Raw genomic sequence first — 16,133 nt, forward strand, 5'->3', positions numbered from 1 at the left:
AAGTCTGATTTGTTAAAATCAACGTACTTTTACATACTGCTAGCCTATCGATTTTTTCTATTTTGCTGATTATCAATGGTTGTTTTAAGGTAAAATTACAGGACAAAAGCATCAGATGTCTTTATCAAGGTTGATATGAAAGTGCCGTGCATTTGCGCGAACAAGGAGAACGGCACGCCATTCTCCTTGCTTCTTGATATTGATTGGTTTAATTATTTGCCTGTGCCGGGAAGACACTGGCGGTCAAGGTTGTTTCGCTATGAGAACCAAGCGTCCGTCCTTTCGGTGGAATGCGAATGGAACAGAGTACGACAGGTCGGCCAGTACCGAGTCGATCGTTGGGCGGCAATTGATGACGCCCGTATAGGTAGACCTGTTCTGCAGGCGGGGCGAGATGTCGATGCGCACGTCATAGTATTCCTCAAGTGCCTTGACAATCTCGTCAATGCGCATGTTCGTAAAGGGAATGACTTTGTTGTGCCATGCAGCCGATACGGGCGCGTAGGTCTGCATAATCTCCATGCTGCGGCTGGCTTTATCGAGTACAACTCGCTGGTCGGGACGCAGGGTAATCATTCCCTCGCCATGGTTGCCACTCACCTTCACCTTTCCCGACAGCAAGGTCACTTCGGCCGTGTTGTCCGTGGTACGGGTACTGAAGTTGAACCTTGTTCCCAGTACACTGGTGGTCAGGAACTCATTTTTCACCACAAACGGTCTGCTGGCATCAGGCTTCACCTCAAAGTAAGCCTCGCCATCCAGCTCCAGTTGCCGACCATCGTCATTGAAATGCTTGGGGTATCGAAGAGTGGAATGGGCATTGAGCCACACCTCACTGCTATCTGGCAGCAGCACATGTCGCACATTGTTGAGGGCCACAACTTGTACCATTTGCTCTCGGTCACCCCAATAGTGCAGGCCAGTCATGACGAACAAAGCAGTAAGAACCGCGGCAGCGACATACATTGTCCACCTCAAAACGTTTTTATGTTTTCTTACCTTCTCTTCTTTAGCTATGCGATTCAGCAAGTCCAGCTCGGCCCGCTGCACATGAGCCTCGTCAATTTGGTGTGACGCGCGGTAGGCGTGGTACGCATCAGTCATCCTGAACAGCCACCGAGCATGCTCGTCTGACTCGCGTGCCCATGTGGTGAGCCGCTCCATCTCCTTTGGCGAGCACTTGCCAAGGAGATAATTCTTGAGAAGTTTGTTGCTTATTTCTTCCATTCCTATATATAATACAACTGAGCAGCTAAAACAACTTACCCATAAACAAATATTAACATCAATAACAACAGCATGAGATTCTCCAAACGATGACGTAGAAACTTCAAGGCTTTGTAGAGCTGGGCTTCGACCGTACGAACTGAGATGTCCATGATCTGGGCTATCTCCTTGTTGCTCATGCCGTGCAGATAGCTCATCTTGAATATCTGCCTTCGTTTGTCGGGCAGCTCGTTGATGGCTGCGTCAATCTTCTCCCGTAGCTCTTGGTTCTCCAGATACATGTCGACGGGATTGTTGTCTGGATCGTAATATGTAAGTCGCATCATCTCCAAGGCACTACACTCAGCAGCATAGCCGCTCACCACATGTCTGTGCTTGATGACATTGAGCGACTTGGTGTATACGGCCCGATAGAGGAACGACTTGATATGGGCCGCATCGTCCATCGCATTGCGTCGGTGCCACAGGTCAACAAATGCATCCTGAACAACGTCCTCCATGTCGCCATTAACCAATAGTCGCGTGGCGTAGAGTAGCAACGACGGGTAAAACTGTCTGAAATATAAGCGGTATTCAGATAATGTCATTTCATACGTTAGATTACGTCAGTGTAGACAAGTTTATTTTCTCGAACCAACCTCAATGGCACAAGAAGTTGGTGCAAACTTACTTGTTTTTTCTGTTCTTACAATGTTTGTGTTCGGAAAATATCGTATCAGGTACTCATTGCCGAATGGTTCACTCTTCTATTTGCTTGTTTTCCTCCTCCGTCAGTTCCTTATCCACTATCACCAGAGCCGATGTAATGAGAGTACAGATGCCCAAAAGGGTGGTGAGGATGAAAAAGCGACGATAGCCAAGGGCTTGCTGAAGCGAGCCGGACAGCATCATGGGAATCATGGAAGACACCGTGGCCAGCGACATGCACAGGGCGTAGGTGGACACTCGTTTCACCTCGCTGTTATACACGAGGTAATGCAGGTAGGCGCATGTGCCGAGGCCGCAGGCCACTTGGGTGATGAATGCGCAGCATGCTATCCAACCAATATTCGCGGGTAGAGCATAGCTGAGATAAATGTAGAAGAGTGGTGGAATGCATGTGGCAAACGTCATGATCGGTAGTACATTGCTGAATCCAGCCTTCCGAAGAAACCAGATGCCCAGCATGCCACCGATGATGAGTCCGAAGACACTCACCGTTCCTTGTACATAGCCAAACTCTTGCGGCGACAGTGCCAGTCCGCCGCTGCTTCCTAAGTCGAGCATGAACTGAATGGAAACGGGCGTGAGCAACGTACAGGGCAGCAGAAACACACTCAGGAAGAGGATGCCTGGCCACGAACTCGGGGTTCGGATGAGGTCGGCACTGGTGTTGAGGCAGGCGTAGAACATGTCGGATACCCGTATCTTTCGCTCTCTGTCATCGGCACCCGACTGCGGTATCATGAAGATGTGCCACAGCAAAACGACGGCAAGGAAACCGCTGAGGCAGTAACATGCCGTGCTCCATGAACTGCGTATGTTCCGAGTTATCACCTCGAGGTTGCCGCCTATCATCACGATGATGCCCAACACCACCAGCATGGCCAGTAGGTAGAACGTCAGTTTGAAGAGACGAAGGGACGAAGTGCGGTGATGCTTGATGGCCTGTAGACTGAATTTGTCGATGGCGATGTCGTGAAAAACATGCGCAAAGGCCATCACCCCGAGGCACATGAGACTGCCTTCCAACCACCACGTACCATTTAGGGCGTGTGCCATGCCAGCCATGGAGAGGACAATCAGAGCCTCAGAAAGCAGTATCCATAGACGGTTGCGATGGCCCGTCTGCACGAAGATGGACAGCACGGGACGCATGGCGACGGGCAACATCAACCAGGCAATGAAGAAAGTTGCCGCTCCGTTGTCGACTCCCATTCGCTTGAAAATCACGAGAGGAAAGATAAAAAGCATCACAAACGTGAGCCCCTTGAAGAGGTACAACGTTGGCATCCACTTCCAAGGAACCTTGACTTCGTGGTTGAGGTCCAAGGGTGAGTTGAATAGGTGATGGCTAATCATTTTCATCCCGAGTTGATTGGAGCTATTTGTATCTGGTAGTAGTTATTGGGAGTTATTGGGAGTTGATAGGAGTTAGCAGGAGTTATCGGACGTTACCTATATTATATAGGCTGATGCAGCGGGGGGGGGGGATAGTGATGTTTCCCTACTAAACAGATATTTGTCTGCTAACCCCAATTAACTCCCACTAACTCCTATTAACTCCGGATTACCTCCATTCACTCCCGTTTACTCCATGTCATTCGTACAGTTTTTCGATGATGGCGTGGTGGTAATAGTGAGTCAAGATTTGATCGTAGCCATATCCATCTTCACCCATCACGGCGGCACCGATTTGACAAAGTCCAACGCCGTGACCCCATCCAGCTCCGGTGAGGACAAACCTTTGTGGTACGCCATCAACCACATCCTCCTTGTCAACCACGAAGGCTGAACTGTACAAGTGCGATTCTGACAGTGTTCTTCTTATCTCCAATTCCTTGCCGATGGTGAAGGTCAGCTCGCTGCCAACGATTTTTAGGCGGGATATACGTCCGCTCTTGCCTCGCTTCAGCGGCACCAAGTCCAGAATATCGCCAAAGGTCATGTTCGTCTTCTGCTCGATGAGGGCTTTCAGTTCCGTTTGGGTGTAGCTCACTTTCCATCGATAGAAGTCGGCAGTCTCTTGGTCATAATCGTTCAATACCTGCGAGAGAATCTTTTTGTCAGTGGTGTGACAGAAGGCTTCGGGCGCCGAGCGTATCCATTCTTCGGCATTCTTCTCCACCGTCAGGTCGAGGAGAGGCTCGGCTTTACCTTCCAGTTGTTGACGGTTGTCGCGTATGGCTTCCAGATAAGGTTTATGCTCATCTTCCCAGCAATATTCGTATTCTTCGCTGATGCCGCCACAACATTTGCTAAAGCGAGCGTCGCATATCTCGCCCTCCGACAGTAGAATCTGTCCTCGTGTGCGGCGGATGGCGGTGGCCACGTTGGGACTTGTCTCCTTCGTGACGCCCTGATATCGCTGACAGTGGTCGTCTGCGCACACGTCGAAGAGCGTGTGATCTTCTCGGTCGTACCACTTAATCAGCTCGTCATCTTTCCGAATGAACGAGAAGAAGCTGTTCGCCGACTCCTTCAGGTTACGGCGTTTCTCCATTTGAGCCAGCAGCCAGCTGCGTGAGATGACGGCATGTGCCTTCAGTAGTTCAAGCGAGGCCGTGGCGCTCATCTCGCTGGAGATGACACTCTCGAGGTAGGTTTCTACCGGTAGCTCGTTGATGGCGCATATCTTTTCGCTGTCCACGATGAGGCGCAGCACGCCTGGGAAGGTCTGCGACTCTTTGCGTTCCCAGTGGAAGTTGATGCCGATGGTCACGTCGTCCAGTGTGAACGATGCGTCAGCTTGATGGGGCGTGAATGTCAACTCACGGTAGGTATTGCCGTTCCAACCGATGCCACCCTCGTGGAAGCGCACCGTTTGTTCGCCCGACACCACCTCACCTTTGGCCAGATAAGGCTTGTTCAGCGTGAAGCGTATCTCCTCTGCACTGACGATTCCTACCGACACGCTGGGTTCTTGATGATTCTCAATGGTTGCGAAGGTGGGCTGTTTTGCGCTTGAGGCTTTCGCCAGGTGGTCTAACACCTGTTGCATGTCCTGCTGGGAGATGCTCATCTCGCACAGAATGTGTTCGAGTTGTCCGGTCGTGAGCCGTTCAAAGTCTTCTTTCCGAGGGGTGATAATCAGTCCGGCCATGTCTAAGGCACCGGGACTGATGAGCATTTGGTCTGCCCCCTCAGCGAAGTAGCAGTCGGGGCGGTGCTTCTTTCTGGGGAATACCACCGAAATGTAGTCGTCATCCTGTCGCCAAGCCACGATGTTCATCATGGGTTCCGTGTCACCTTCGTGCAGGGGAAGGGCCCGATACAGTTCGCGGAAGAGCTTTTCACCTGCCTTGGCTGAGCGGCACTTGATGGCGAAGGCGTGGCACGGATATGCCTTCACCACAGTCAGCTGGTCGTCTTCACTCAGCGATATCACAGGCTCTAAGGAGTGTGAAAGCCTTTGCCATGCCTGCTGAAGAGGCAGGATGCCGCTGCTGCCGCCTTGGAAATGAGCGTGATCGGGGGCAGATGCACCACATCGAGGACCGTTGTAGAACACCATCAGCTCGGGAAAGTAATCCAATAGCTTGTATATTTCCGCATAATGCGGGGCTATTTGTTGGGGTTCATGCCTCCGAAGTGGGATGGTGTAATGTTCGGGTAGGATGGGGAAAGGATTGATAAGAAGTTCAAAATCCTTGTCAATCGTCTTCGTCATCTGCACTTCCGGTCGGTTTTTCTCGCAGAGGAAGCAAGGGCGGGCGGCCAACGATTTGTGGTCAATCTTGGCACCCGTTGACACCATTCGTGCTGGATTGAACTGAATAGTGAAGCTGTTGTCGCCCAAAAGCAGCTGTCGGGTTTCCACTTGTTTGAGTTCTCTGAACCGCTGATGGGCACTTTCCCAAACCTCCAGTTGGCGGTTGGTGAACCGGTGCAACTGGCTCTCCACTATGCTTTCACTCTTTCCGCTCACCATTTGGCGTCGTGCCTGAATCTCCAATGTGCGCAGTCGGTCTTTGTATTGGTTGTTCCTATTCTGTTTCTCCACGCTCAAGTCATGGTCGCTGTTGCCATTCCATCGCCGACAGAGATACAACTCTTCGAAGATACGCCCTATCTTGTATTTGCGTGAGAAGAGCAGTCCCAGCGCATAGTCTTCGCCATAGCTGGTGTTGGGTACCTGTATCTGTCGCAGCAGGGGGGTGAAAAAGGCTCTGGGAGCTCCAAGTCCATTAATGCGAAGAGCATTGTTTGGACCATTCTCATCTGTCCATTCGCTATGACTGATAAGGCCTGGTGGTATTGTTTGCAGATTAAAGTCGCATAGGCGGTAGCTGCCTATCATCATGGCGGCTCCTTGCTCATAGAAGGCGTTTATCAAGCGTTGCAGCGTTTGGGGCGACGAATAGAGGTCGTCGCTGTCCAACTGAACGGCAAATTGTCCGCAGCGTTCGTCGTTCACGGCCATGTTCCAGCAGCCGCCAATGCCCAGGTCGGTACGCTCGGGGATGAGATGAATCAGTCGTTGGTGGGTGTGAGTCAATTCCTCTACGATACGGGTGGTGTCATCTGTTGAATGGTTGTCTACCAATATTACGTTGAAAGGAAATGTCGTTTGTTGTGCGAATGCCGACTTGATAGCATCGGCAATTGTCTTTTCGCGGTTGAAAACAGGGATAATTACCGAAGCTTCAAACTCGAAGTCCTGCTCTTCAAAATCAGGTCGGTTATATGCCGTGGTGTCTATCTTGGCACCCAAGGTGGTCAGGTGTGCCGTGGCTGCTCTTTCCATCTCCGTTTGTGCCTCCCGATTGTTCGGGTCCACATAGTCAAACTGCTTTTCTCCGCTCAGTCGGTTGTCTACCTGTTGCTCGGTATAAAGCATTTCGTCGAGGTGGAAGATGTTACCTTGCGTGCTGAGAAAGAGGCGCAGGTCGTAGAATCCGGCATACAAGTAATCGTCCCTGTCGGCTTGATCTGCGAATGCCTTGCAGGTTTCTGTCTTCAGCAACAGCAGCTGTCCGAAATCAAAATCATCTCGGATGCTCCCCTCCTGATAATCAATCACGGGGTGCGGCAGCCGCTTTCCGCCCACACTGATGTAGTGGTCGCTGTACACGCAGGTGGCATCAGCGTCGACCGCCACGCGCAGCCACCGGTCCATGGCATGAAATCCCAGCGTGAATGGTGTGGCCTTCCTGCTGAGCAGGATATAATCGGCAGTAGCCAATTGAGCCATTTTCCTCATCGTCTCGGATGACGTGAGGCGGTCAATGCGGACTAAGGAACAGTCGTGAGGAACTTCGTTTTCCTTCGTGAACTGTTCCGAAACCATCAGATAAATTTGTCGTACACACTTGCTTTGTCGCAAGTCGTGAAGGGTGTTCTCCATCACGGCGATGTCGTCGCACGGTAGGAAGCAGTCTATTTTTTCTCTCATTATTTTGGTTTTTACATGAACGGATTTGGTTTCTGAGCGAGATAAGCTTGTGCTCTTGTTTGTAATTGTTGAGGCGCAGCCTGTTTTATGCAAAGATAGTGCAAAAAGCCCACAAAAAGAAATGAACAACCTACTTTTTTATCGTCCGCCTTTCTGACTATCAAAGAAGTGATAAGTTGGCGTCGAGAATATACCAATCATCATCGTGTTGGATGGTGAATAATCTTGACAAGCAACCCTTCCATATTTTGCGTTTTTGCCACCAGACGGTTAGTAAGGCGCAAATACGAAAAATATGAGCGATTTTGGGATGTTATTGACAATCAGGTTCTTATGTTTATTTATTGCAGTTCGTCCTCCGCTTTTCACGCACTTTTTCGACAAAAGCAAAGCTATTGGCATTCAATTCACATGCTTTTGTACCTCAATAGCATGCTTGTTGTGCGTCTATAAAAATGTTTTTTAGCCGATAAAATGCTCCTTTTGAAGTTGAAAACGATTTTTTCAGGCCTCTCAAATCGTTCTTTTGTGCCTGGTAAGCCTATTGATTTTTTCTAGAATGTGCTTTTTTATGGGGCGATTTTGACCATAAATTTGATAAAAAATAAGGACAATTTGTAGGGTTGTGATATATCGCTTTCCACGCAAATAAAGGTTTCATTTGTAGGGTGGCATAATCATCCAACATCTGCCATCTTCGCTTTTTCATCTTTGGCAGAATTTATTCTTTGGCTGTTTAGTCACGCAAAATTCGCAGAAACAGCAGATTTTTTGCGTGAATCTGGGTTGTAATTTTCGTTTTTATATATTAGGTGTAGGATGTTCCAGGCTTTTTGTGTACCTTTGCAAAGATAGTGCGAGCAGAAAGCAAAGCAAGTATTACTTACTTTGCAGCGGCGAAGCCTGTCTTCAGCAAAGTGCAGGTGGCGATTTAACAAACAAGATCAAAAATGGAAACTGGTAAGAAAAAGCTGTTGGGAATGACGCTGAGCGAACTCAAAGAGGTAGCTCAGACGTTGGGAATGCCTTCGTTCGCAGGCGGACAGATGGCTAAATGGCTCTACCAGCGGCAGGTGACGAGTATTGACGAGATGACGAACATCTCTAAGTCGAACCGTGAACGGCTGGCCAAAGAATATGAAATTGGCTGCATGGCGCACATCGATGCGCAGTATTCGAAAGACGGAACCATCAAATATCTGTTTCCAACCGCCTCGGGAAAGTTTGTCGAGACCGTGTTCATCCCCGATGACGACCGTGCCACCCTGTGCGTGTCCTGTCAGGTGGGATGCAAGATGAACTGCCTGTTCTGTCAGACTGGCAAGCAGGGCTTTGAAGGTAATCTGACCTATGCCGATATCCTCAACCAGGTGTACTCACTGCCCGAACGTGACAGGCTGACCAACATTGTGTTCATGGGTCAGGGTGAGCCGATGGATAATTTGGACAATGTGCTGAGGGTAACGCAGGTGATGACCGCCGATTACGGCTATGCCTGGAGTCCCAAGCGCATCACTGTGAGCAGCGTGGGCGTGAAAGGCAAGCTCAAACGCTTTCTGGATGAGAGCGATTGCCATGTGGCCATCAGTCTGCATTCGGCCCTGACCGAGCAGCGCAGCATGCTGATGCCCGCTGAGAAAGGTATGCCCATCGAGCAGATTGTTGACCTATTGCGCGGCTACGACTTTGCTCACCAACGCCGGTTGTCGTTCGAATACATCGTCTTTGGCGGACTGAACGACACGCCGATGCACGCCCGCAGAATCATCGACCTGCTGCATGGGCTGGACTGCCGCGTCAACTTGATACGCTTCCATCAGATTCCGAACGTGCCATTGAAAGGTGCCGACGAGCATCAGATGGAAAACTTTCGCAACTACCTCACGTCGCATGGTGTTTTCACCACCATCCGAGCCAGTCGTGGGCAGGACATCTTCGCAGCCTGTGGCCTGTTGAGTACGGCTAAAAAAGCTGGCGCATGAGCAGGCTTAGTTGGGTAGTTGCCCTTGCTGCCATGCTGCTCTTGACAGCCTGTGGGCGGCAACAACGCCCGCTGCCCGCTGCCTTGGCGAACCCTTACGAGGTTTTGGTGGTTGGCGATGCCGACAGTTTGGTGAGCCACATGTTGTCGGTGCCGATGGCGTCACTGCCGCAACGCGAGCCGATGTTCGACGTTCGGCAGGTTGAGCCTGCTCGGTTCAAGAGAAAGTTGTTGCTGACGCGCAATGTCGTGGTGGTGAGGTGGAACCGAAAATGGCTTGGCAAGCCTTCGCTCCACATCGAACGTGACCGCCATGCGCATCCGCAATTGATGGTATATGTTGACGTGGGGTCGGCCAACGAGCTGAAGCGATTCATCGCCACGAACCAACATCGAGTGAGGCAGCTGCTGGTGACCAACGAATATCTGTCGGCCATTCTCCAGCTCCAGCGAAAGCATTCCGTGGGAAGCGGAAGGCTCATCGACTCGATGTTCCACTATACCGTGCTGCTGCCTGCGGATATGACCTACCACAAGGTGGGCAAAGACTTCCTCTGGGTGTCCAACAATGCGGCGCAGAGCATGCAGAACTTGTGTGTCTACACCCTAAGCGGAATGGATGACCAGTCAGCCGAACGCATGGACAGTGTGCTGAGAGCGAACATGAAAGGCGAGACCGACCGCATGTACTTGCGCACTGTGGCCCGCTCCATGACACAAGAAAACGTCAGATTCGGCGGACAGTCGTGCCGACTGCAGCGTGGACTGTGGGAGATGGTGGGCGACGCTATGGGCGGTCCGTTGGTGAGACGCGTCGTCAAAGACAGCGTAGCAGGTAAGTCACTGGTACTCGATGCCTTCGTCTATGCGCCCGAAATGGGTAAGCGCAACAAGATGCGTGAGATGGAAGCGGTACTGCTGACCGTGAAACGAAAATAAAGATAGGGGGAGCGAGGACAGGCCACAGCCGTCACTCATGACCTCCGTGACATATAAACAAATTCTCTTATGAACAACAGAAAAATTCGTGTGGCTCTTACACACGGTGATACGAATGGTATCGGATATGAACTGATTTTTAAAACTTTCGCAGCTCCAGAGATGTTAGAGCTCTGCACGCCCATCATCTATGGGTCGCCCAAAATTGCTGCTTACCACCGAAAGGCGCTGGACATCCAGGCCAACTTCAGCATCATCAATACGGCTGATGAGGTGTGCGACGGTCGCATCAACCTGATGACCTGCTTTGATGACGAGGTGAAAGTGGAGTTGGGAATCGCTACGGAAGAGTCGGGACAGGCGGCAGTGCGTGCCCTCGACCGTGCCATGACCGATTATCGGGAAGGGGTTTACGACGTGCTGGTGGCGGCTCCCATGAGTGCCGATGGCATTAAGTTTGGCAACCTCACATTCGATAGTTTGGAAAATTACCTACAGACTTGCTTGGGAGAGGGGAAGCAAACCACCACATTGTACCTGAACGACTTCATGCATGTGGCCATGGTGGCCGACGATCAACCCCTGAAAGCGGCCATGGAGAGCGTCACGTTGGAAAACATCGTTCACAAGGCTGCTATCCTGTACCTCACCTTGAAGCGTGACCTGCGTGTCGCCAACCCGCGCATTGCAGTGCTGGGGCTCAATCCGAAGGCTGATGGGACAGAGGAGCAGGAAATCATCCGTCCAGCTGTTGCCAAGCTCTCGGATGCAGGCATGTGCGCTTTTGGTCCTTATGCGGCCGAGACGTTCTTTGGTTCCAACGATTATGATGCGTTTGATGGTATCTTAGCGATGTATCACGACCAGGCCATGTTGCCTTTTAAGACGCTGTCGCTGGAAGAGGGTGTGAGCACCATCGCCAATCTGCCCATCGTCTGTACCAAAACCAATTATACGCCAATGTTCGAGGTGGCCGGTCAGGGTGTTATCAATGAGAACCCACTGCGGCAAGCCGTTTATCTGGCCATCGACATCTATCGCAACCGCTTCAACTATGATGAGCCGATGAAAAATCCGCTGCCCAAGCTTTATCATGAACGCCGTGAGGACCGTGGCAAGGGTCGCTTCAATGCGCCCAAACGTCAGATGAAGGGCGAGCAGCAGGCCAGTCAGCCAAAGAAAGATGAAAAGTAAATATCAGAATGGCTTTTTCATTTTTGGGTTAGTCATACTAATTATCATGCTTACCCAACTCAATTTCACCGAAGTGTGGAATGGGTTGGCCCATGCTGGCTATTGGTTTTTTGCTATTGTTGCCTTATGGGCAGTGTTGTATATATTCAACACCGCAGCTTGGTATCTGATTATCCGAAGCAGTGAGCCTGTTCATCCGTCGCAAGAATTGACTAATGGTGACGCAGACGCAGCTGAGAAGCCAGAGGGGAAGGTGGGTTTTTGGTGGCTCTACAAGATTACCGTGTCAGGGTTTGCACTCAATTACGCCACTCCTGGCGGATTGATGGGTGGCGAGCCGTATCGCATCATGGAGTTGTCGCCACGAATAGGAGCCGAGCGAGCGTCGTCATCGGTGATTCTTTATGTGATGACACACATCTTTACCCATTTTTGTTTCTGGGCTGTCTGTATCGTGTTGTACCTACTCACGCAGCCTATGTCCGTCAAGATGGGGCTATTGTTGGCTGCCGCGGCTGTGTTTTGCGGGCTGGGTATTTGGTTCTTTCTGGTGGGTTATCAAAAGGGATTGGCGGTGCGCATGATGAATGTGCTGCGCCACATACCGTTTGTCAAGAAGTGGGCACAGCCTTTCGTGGAGAAAAACAGGCAGCAGCTGGACACCGTGGACCGGCAAATTGCGGCCTTGCATCAGCAAAATCCCAAGACTTTTTTGTCGGCCGTAGCGTTGGAGATGGCATGCAGGTTCTTGTCAGCACTGGAGGTGATGTTCATTTTGATGGTGCTCATGCCACATGTAGACTATCTACATTGTGTGCTGGTGTTGGCGTTTACGTCGTTGTTTGCCAATCTGTTGTTCTTCATGCCCCTGCAATTGGGCGGGCGCGAGGGTGGCTTCCTGATGTCGGTATCGGCACTGGGCATGACGGCCAGCGCGGGTATCTTCGTGGCTCTGCTGGTCAGATTACGTGAATTGGTGTGGACGGGTATTGGACTGTTGCTCATCAAGATCAACGAACGGAAGGGGCAGGCTCAGGAGAAAGGCAATCCTTAACCCACCTGAAGGGAAGGATAGATGGATGATTGCTATATAATAAGGTGGAATGCCGCGCATAAAAACTCAGCCATCCTTGCGGCTATCTCGAATAAATTGTTTAATTTTGTCAACCAATGAACACATCAGAATTGCAGAAAGTAAAGCAGCGTTACAGCATTGTTGGCAACTCCGACGGGTTGAACCATGCGCTGGATGTGGCCCTTCAGGTCGCACCCACTGACCTGTCGGTCTTGATCATTGGGGAGAGTGGCGTAGGAAAAGAAATCGTTCCGCGTGTCATTCACGACCATTCACCACGAAGACGAGAGCGGTATTTTGCAATCAACTGTGGTTCTATCCCTGAAGGAACCATCGACAGTGAATTGTTCGGACACGAGAAAGGGGCGTTCACTGGCGCCATTGGCGAGAGCGAAGGTTATTTCGGCATAGCCAACAAAGGCACCATCTTCATGGATGAGGTAGGCGAATTGCCACTGGCCACGCAGGCTCGCTTGCTGCGTGTGCTGGAAACCGGCGAATATATTCGCGTGGGCGGACAAGAGGTTCGCAAAACCGATGTGCGCATTGTGGCAGCCACCAACGTGAACATGCCTAAAGCTATCAGTGAGGGACGGTTTAGAGAAGACTTGTATTATCGTCTTAACACCATCCCCATCAAGATGCCTCCTCTACGCGATCGTGGGGAAGACGTGCTCTTGCTGTTCCGCTTGTTCTCGATGCAGATGGCCGAGAAATACCGTCTGCCAAAGATTAGTCTCACCGAAGACGCCAAGCAACTGATGTTGAATTACAAGTGGCCGGGCAACGTTCGACAGCTGAAGAACATCACCGAGCAGATGTCGGTGTTGGTGAAAGACAGGGAGATTAACGCACAGCTGTTGCAGCAGTTCATCCCACGCGATCCCGAAAGCACGCAGTTGGCACCCATCTCGCCACAAGGATCGCACAGCTACGAAAGCGAGCGCGAGATATTGTATAAAATATTATACGAGCTGAGGGGCAATGTGAGTGACTTACGACGTGATTTGAACAGCCTCAGAAAGCAACTTGACGAAGCGCAACAGCACAGTGTTGGTGTGGCTTATCAAGGACAGGTGCATGCGTTGGATGACAAGCTGGCGGGATACACCAATATTCCCCAGCACCCCCAGGTAGCTGCACCGCACGCAACCGTACGGCCATCGGCCGATACAGAGGATGCCATCGTAGAGGAATTGACCGAACCAGAGAGTCTGAACTTGAACGACCTCGGCCGAAAAATGGTGGAGAAGGCCCTCGAACGTAATGGTGGCAACCGCAAGAAAGCCGCACAGGAACTCGGTATATCTGACCGTACGCTGTATAGAAGAATTAAACAATATGGACTGGACAAGAGTTGATGGTATGGCAGCAGGAAGGTATCACCACGCATGTGGCAACCTTATTATCAGCCTTGTCGTGAGCTGTATGCTCATGGCTTGCTCAATCAGCTATAAGTTTAATGGTGCCAGCATCGACTACACCCAGACCAAGACCATCCAAATCGTCGACTTTCCCATACGAAGTAGTTATGTGTGGGGACCGATGGGGCCGATGTTCAACAACGAACTGAAAGACGTTTTCGCCAACCACACCCGTCTACAGCAGGTGAGGCGTAATGGTGACCTGAAGATAGAAGGCGAGATTGTGTCGTACACGCAGCGCAACAAGTCGGTTTCCAGCGAAGGACATTCGGCGCAAACCGAACTGACTCTCACGGTGAACGTGCGCTTTACCAACAACGTCAACCATGCGGAAGACTTTGAAAGACAGTTCTCATCCGCTAAGTCGTACGAAACAACGCAGAACCTGAACTCGGTACAAGAAGAATTGGTATCGCAAATGGTGAAAGATCTTGCGGACCAAATTTTCAATGCGACCGTAGCCAACTGGTAACTTCAAGCAATCAATAACCTACAGATGGATCTGACTCGACTGATACAACATCCTGAAACGATGGACAAGGAGACGCTCTATGACCTTAGAAGCCTGCTTGCTCTGCACCCGTATTATCAGACGGCAAGGTTGCTGATGTTGCAAAACCAGTATCTTCTGCATGATCCTTCGTTTGATGAAGAACTGCGGCGAGCCGCCATCTATCTCACCGATCGGAAGGTTCTCTTCAATCTCATCGAGGCGGCTCACTACCAACTCAAACGGGCGGACAAAGATAAACAGAATCCACAAAATCAACCTGTGGATGACGACCGTACTATCTCATTGATTGACAACTTCCTGGAAACCATTCCTGCCGAGGAAGAAGAGGCCAGCAAGAAGCGCAAGCCAACACCAGCCGATGCTGCCGTTGACTATGTGGCTTACCTCATGGAAGTGGAAAACAGCGAGGAACAGCAGGATTCGTCACCCTCACTACACCTCAAAGGGCAGGAACTCATCGACAGCTTCATAGAGAAAAGCGGCGATGGGCGCATCCAATTGAGCGATACGCCCGAATATCTTCCGGAACTGCAAGAGGAAAACGAAAACAGTGAACCGGATGAGGGATACTTCACCGAGACACTGGCCAAAATATACATCAAGCAGGGGAGATATGAACAGGCAATGGAAATAATTCAGCGATTAAATTTGAATTATCCAAAAAAAAATAGTTACTTTGCAGACCAATTACGTTTTTTAGAGAAATTAATATTAAACAATAAAATAAACAAATAAGAAAATGATGTACACATTATTCGTTGGACTCATCGTTCTTGCGTCCTTGTTGATGGTGGGAATCGTATTGATCCAAGAGTCAAAAGGAGGCGGTTTGGCTTCCAACTTCTCATCTTCAAACGCTATCATGGGCGTTAGAAAAACGACCGACGTCATCGAAAAAGCTACCTGGGGCTTGGCCATCGCCATGGTCGTCTTGAGCGTAGCATGCGCCTATGTGGCTCCTCGCTCAGCCAGCAGTCAGAGTGTATTGGAGAAGACCGCTACGGAGACACAGACCACCAACCCGAACACAACGCCTGGATTTGGTGCCAGTCAGCAACAAGCTCCGGCAGCTGGCGGACAAGCAACACCTGCAACACAGGGAACACAGTCGGCACCTACAGCTCCGAAAGCTCCGGCAACACCGGCAAAGTAGAAAATAGATAAAAAATAAGGGATTTGTTTGGCTGGATTAAATAAATCCCTTATCTTTGCAATCGCTTCCAAGTGAGGAAGCAAGTCTTTTATACATGGTGGCCGTAGTTCAGTTGGTTAGAGCGTCAGATTGTGGTTCTGAATGTCGTGGGTTCGAGTCCCACCTGCCACCCATCCCACTAATAAGCGGAAAGCCCGATAAGTAAAGGCTTTCCGCTTATTGCTTTTTTGTATACAAAAACTTTCTGTCGTCTTTCTAAGGTTCGCTGAATTCATAAATAAAAATGAACTCTTTGAGTCGTCTCCACATGAGCGTAGGAGGCTCTTTCCAGTCCATGCGAACGGATGCTATGTGTATTCATGAGCTGTTCACCATATGGACGGCTGTTCTTTTTCTCATACCTTTTTTGTAACAATAAACCGATTGTCTTTTCTTTAAAATTAAAAATGCTTCGTCATATTTTTATTTAACCCCATTTTCGCCACAATAAGTTGACTGACACTTTTTTCTTGATGAATGGATCAACATGACG

General features: G+C 50.3%; 12 protein-coding genes and 1 tRNA gene. 9 read left to right on the forward strand and 4 right to left on the reverse strand.

The window, feature by feature from the left end:
- Window positions 1–243: 243 nt before the first annotated feature.
- The 4 genes from HMPREF1254_RS02750 to HMPREF1254_RS11630 all read right to left on the reverse strand — a co-directional run bounded on the left by HMPREF1254_RS02750 (window position 244) and on the right by HMPREF1254_RS11630 (window position 7,321).
- Window positions 244–1,227, reverse strand: coding sequence for a FecR family protein (locus HMPREF1254_RS02750; RefSeq protein WP_023057063.1), 984 nt, complete (start codon window positions 1,225–1,227; stop codon window positions 244–246).
- A gap of 35 nt (window positions 1,228–1,262) precedes the next feature.
- The gene (locus HMPREF1254_RS02755; protein WP_023057150.1) at window positions 1,263–1,814 is read right to left on the reverse strand and encodes an RNA polymerase sigma-70 factor; all 552 of its coding nucleotides are present in this window, start codon (window positions 1,812–1,814) and stop codon (window positions 1,263–1,265) included.
- 151 nt (window positions 1,815–1,965) lie between these two features.
- Window positions 1,966–3,294, reverse strand: coding sequence for a membrane protein (locus tag HMPREF1254_RS02760; RefSeq protein ID WP_023057133.1), 1,329 nt, complete (start codon window positions 3,292–3,294; stop codon window positions 1,966–1,968).
- Window positions 3,295–3,526: 232 nt separating this feature from the next.
- Complete coding sequence (locus tag HMPREF1254_RS11630) at window positions 3,527–7,321, reverse strand: DUF4922 domain-containing protein (protein ID WP_023057144.1); 3,795 nt, start codon at window positions 7,319–7,321, stop codon at window positions 3,527–3,529.
- Between the two features lie 950 nt (window positions 7,322–8,271).
- On the opposite strand from HMPREF1254_RS11630, the gene rlmN reads away from it, so the two are divergent.
- The 9 genes from rlmN (at window position 8,272) to HMPREF1254_RS02810 (ending at window position 15,773) form a co-directional block, all read left to right on the forward strand.
- Window positions 8,272–9,303 (forward strand): 23S rRNA (adenine(2503)-C(2))-methyltransferase RlmN, encoded by a 1,032-nt coding sequence (gene rlmN, locus HMPREF1254_RS02770; RefSeq protein ID WP_023057131.1) that lies wholly within the window; start codon window positions 8,272–8,274, stop codon window positions 9,301–9,303.
- Window positions 9,300–10,241: a DUF4837 family protein gene (locus tag HMPREF1254_RS02775; RefSeq protein WP_023056998.1), complete on the forward strand. Its 942-nt coding sequence runs from the start codon at window positions 9,300–9,302 to the stop codon at window positions 10,239–10,241. Before rlmN ends, HMPREF1254_RS02775 begins: the two co-directional genes overlap by 4 nt.
- Before the next feature lie 69 nt (window positions 10,242–10,310).
- Window positions 10,311–11,435 carry a PdxA family dehydrogenase gene (locus HMPREF1254_RS02780; protein ID WP_023057108.1) on the forward strand — a complete coding sequence of 375 codons (1,125 nt, stop codon included), beginning with the start codon at window positions 10,311–10,313 and terminating at the stop codon, window positions 11,433–11,435.
- Complete coding sequence (locus HMPREF1254_RS02785) at window positions 11,425–12,489, forward strand: lysylphosphatidylglycerol synthase transmembrane domain-containing protein (protein ID WP_023056994.1); 1,065 nt, start codon at window positions 11,425–11,427, stop codon at window positions 12,487–12,489. Before HMPREF1254_RS02780 ends, HMPREF1254_RS02785 begins: the two co-directional genes overlap by 11 nt.
- 116 nt (window positions 12,490–12,605) lie before the next feature.
- Window positions 12,606–13,871, forward strand: coding sequence for a sigma-54 interaction domain-containing protein (locus HMPREF1254_RS02790; RefSeq protein WP_023057182.1), 1,266 nt, complete (start codon window positions 12,606–12,608; stop codon window positions 13,869–13,871).
- A gap of 67 nt (window positions 13,872–13,938) precedes the next feature.
- Window positions 13,939–14,406, forward strand: coding sequence for an LptE family protein (locus tag HMPREF1254_RS02795; RefSeq protein ID WP_408939361.1), 468 nt, complete (start codon window positions 13,939–13,941; stop codon window positions 14,404–14,406).
- A gap of 24 nt (window positions 14,407–14,430) precedes the next feature.
- Entirely contained in the window at window positions 14,431–15,183 is a 753-nt protein-coding gene (locus HMPREF1254_RS02800; RefSeq protein ID WP_023057113.1) for a hypothetical protein, read from the forward strand.
- 7 nt (window positions 15,184–15,190) lie between these two features.
- Window positions 15,191–15,601, forward strand: coding sequence for a preprotein translocase subunit SecG (gene secG / locus HMPREF1254_RS02805; RefSeq protein ID WP_196806281.1), 411 nt, complete (start codon window positions 15,191–15,193; stop codon window positions 15,599–15,601).
- Between the two features lie 96 nt (window positions 15,602–15,697).
- A tRNA-His gene (locus HMPREF1254_RS02810) sits at window positions 15,698–15,773 on the forward strand.
- Window positions 15,774–16,133 lie beyond the last annotated feature (360 nt).

The sequence above is a fragment of the Prevotella sp. BV3P1 genome (assembly GCF_000479005.1).
Classification (GTDB): domain Bacteria; phylum Bacteroidota; class Bacteroidia; order Bacteroidales; family Bacteroidaceae; genus Prevotella.

Coding starts and splice junctions, on each gene's coding strand:
- HMPREF1254_RS02760 (WP_023057133.1), bottom strand. CDS start 3,294: ATGAAAATGATTAGCCATCACCTATTCAACTCACCCTTGGACCTCAAC.
- HMPREF1254_RS02785 (WP_023056994.1), top strand. CDS start 11,425: ATGAAAAGTAAATATCAGAATGGCTTTTTCATTTTTGGGTTAGTCATA.
- HMPREF1254_RS02780 (WP_023057108.1), top strand. CDS start 10,311: ATGAACAACAGAAAAATTCGTGTGGCTCTTACACACGGTGATACGAAT.
- HMPREF1254_RS02800 (WP_023057113.1), top strand. CDS start 14,431: ATGGATCTGACTCGACTGATACAACATCCTGAAACGATGGACAAGGAG.
- secG (WP_196806281.1), top strand. CDS start 15,191: ATGTACACATTATTCGTTGGACTCATCGTTCTTGCGTCCTTGTTGATG.
- HMPREF1254_RS02755 (WP_023057150.1), bottom strand. CDS start 1,814: ATGACATTATCTGAATACCGCTTATATTTCAGACAGTTTTACCCGTCG.
- HMPREF1254_RS02775 (WP_023056998.1), top strand. CDS start 9,300: ATGAGCAGGCTTAGTTGGGTAGTTGCCCTTGCTGCCATGCTGCTCTTG.
- HMPREF1254_RS11630 (WP_023057144.1), bottom strand. CDS start 7,321: ATGAGAGAAAAAATAGACTGCTTCCTACCGTGCGACGACATCGCCGTG.
- HMPREF1254_RS02790 (WP_023057182.1), top strand. CDS start 12,606: ATGAACACATCAGAATTGCAGAAAGTAAAGCAGCGTTACAGCATTGTT.
- HMPREF1254_RS02795 (WP_408939361.1), top strand. CDS start 13,939: ATGCTCATGGCTTGCTCAATCAGCTATAAGTTTAATGGTGCCAGCATC.
- rlmN (WP_023057131.1), top strand. CDS start 8,272: ATGGAAACTGGTAAGAAAAAGCTGTTGGGAATGACGCTGAGCGAACTC.
- HMPREF1254_RS02750 (WP_023057063.1), bottom strand. CDS start 1,227: ATGGAAGAAATAAGCAACAAACTTCTCAAGAATTATCTCCTTGGCAAG.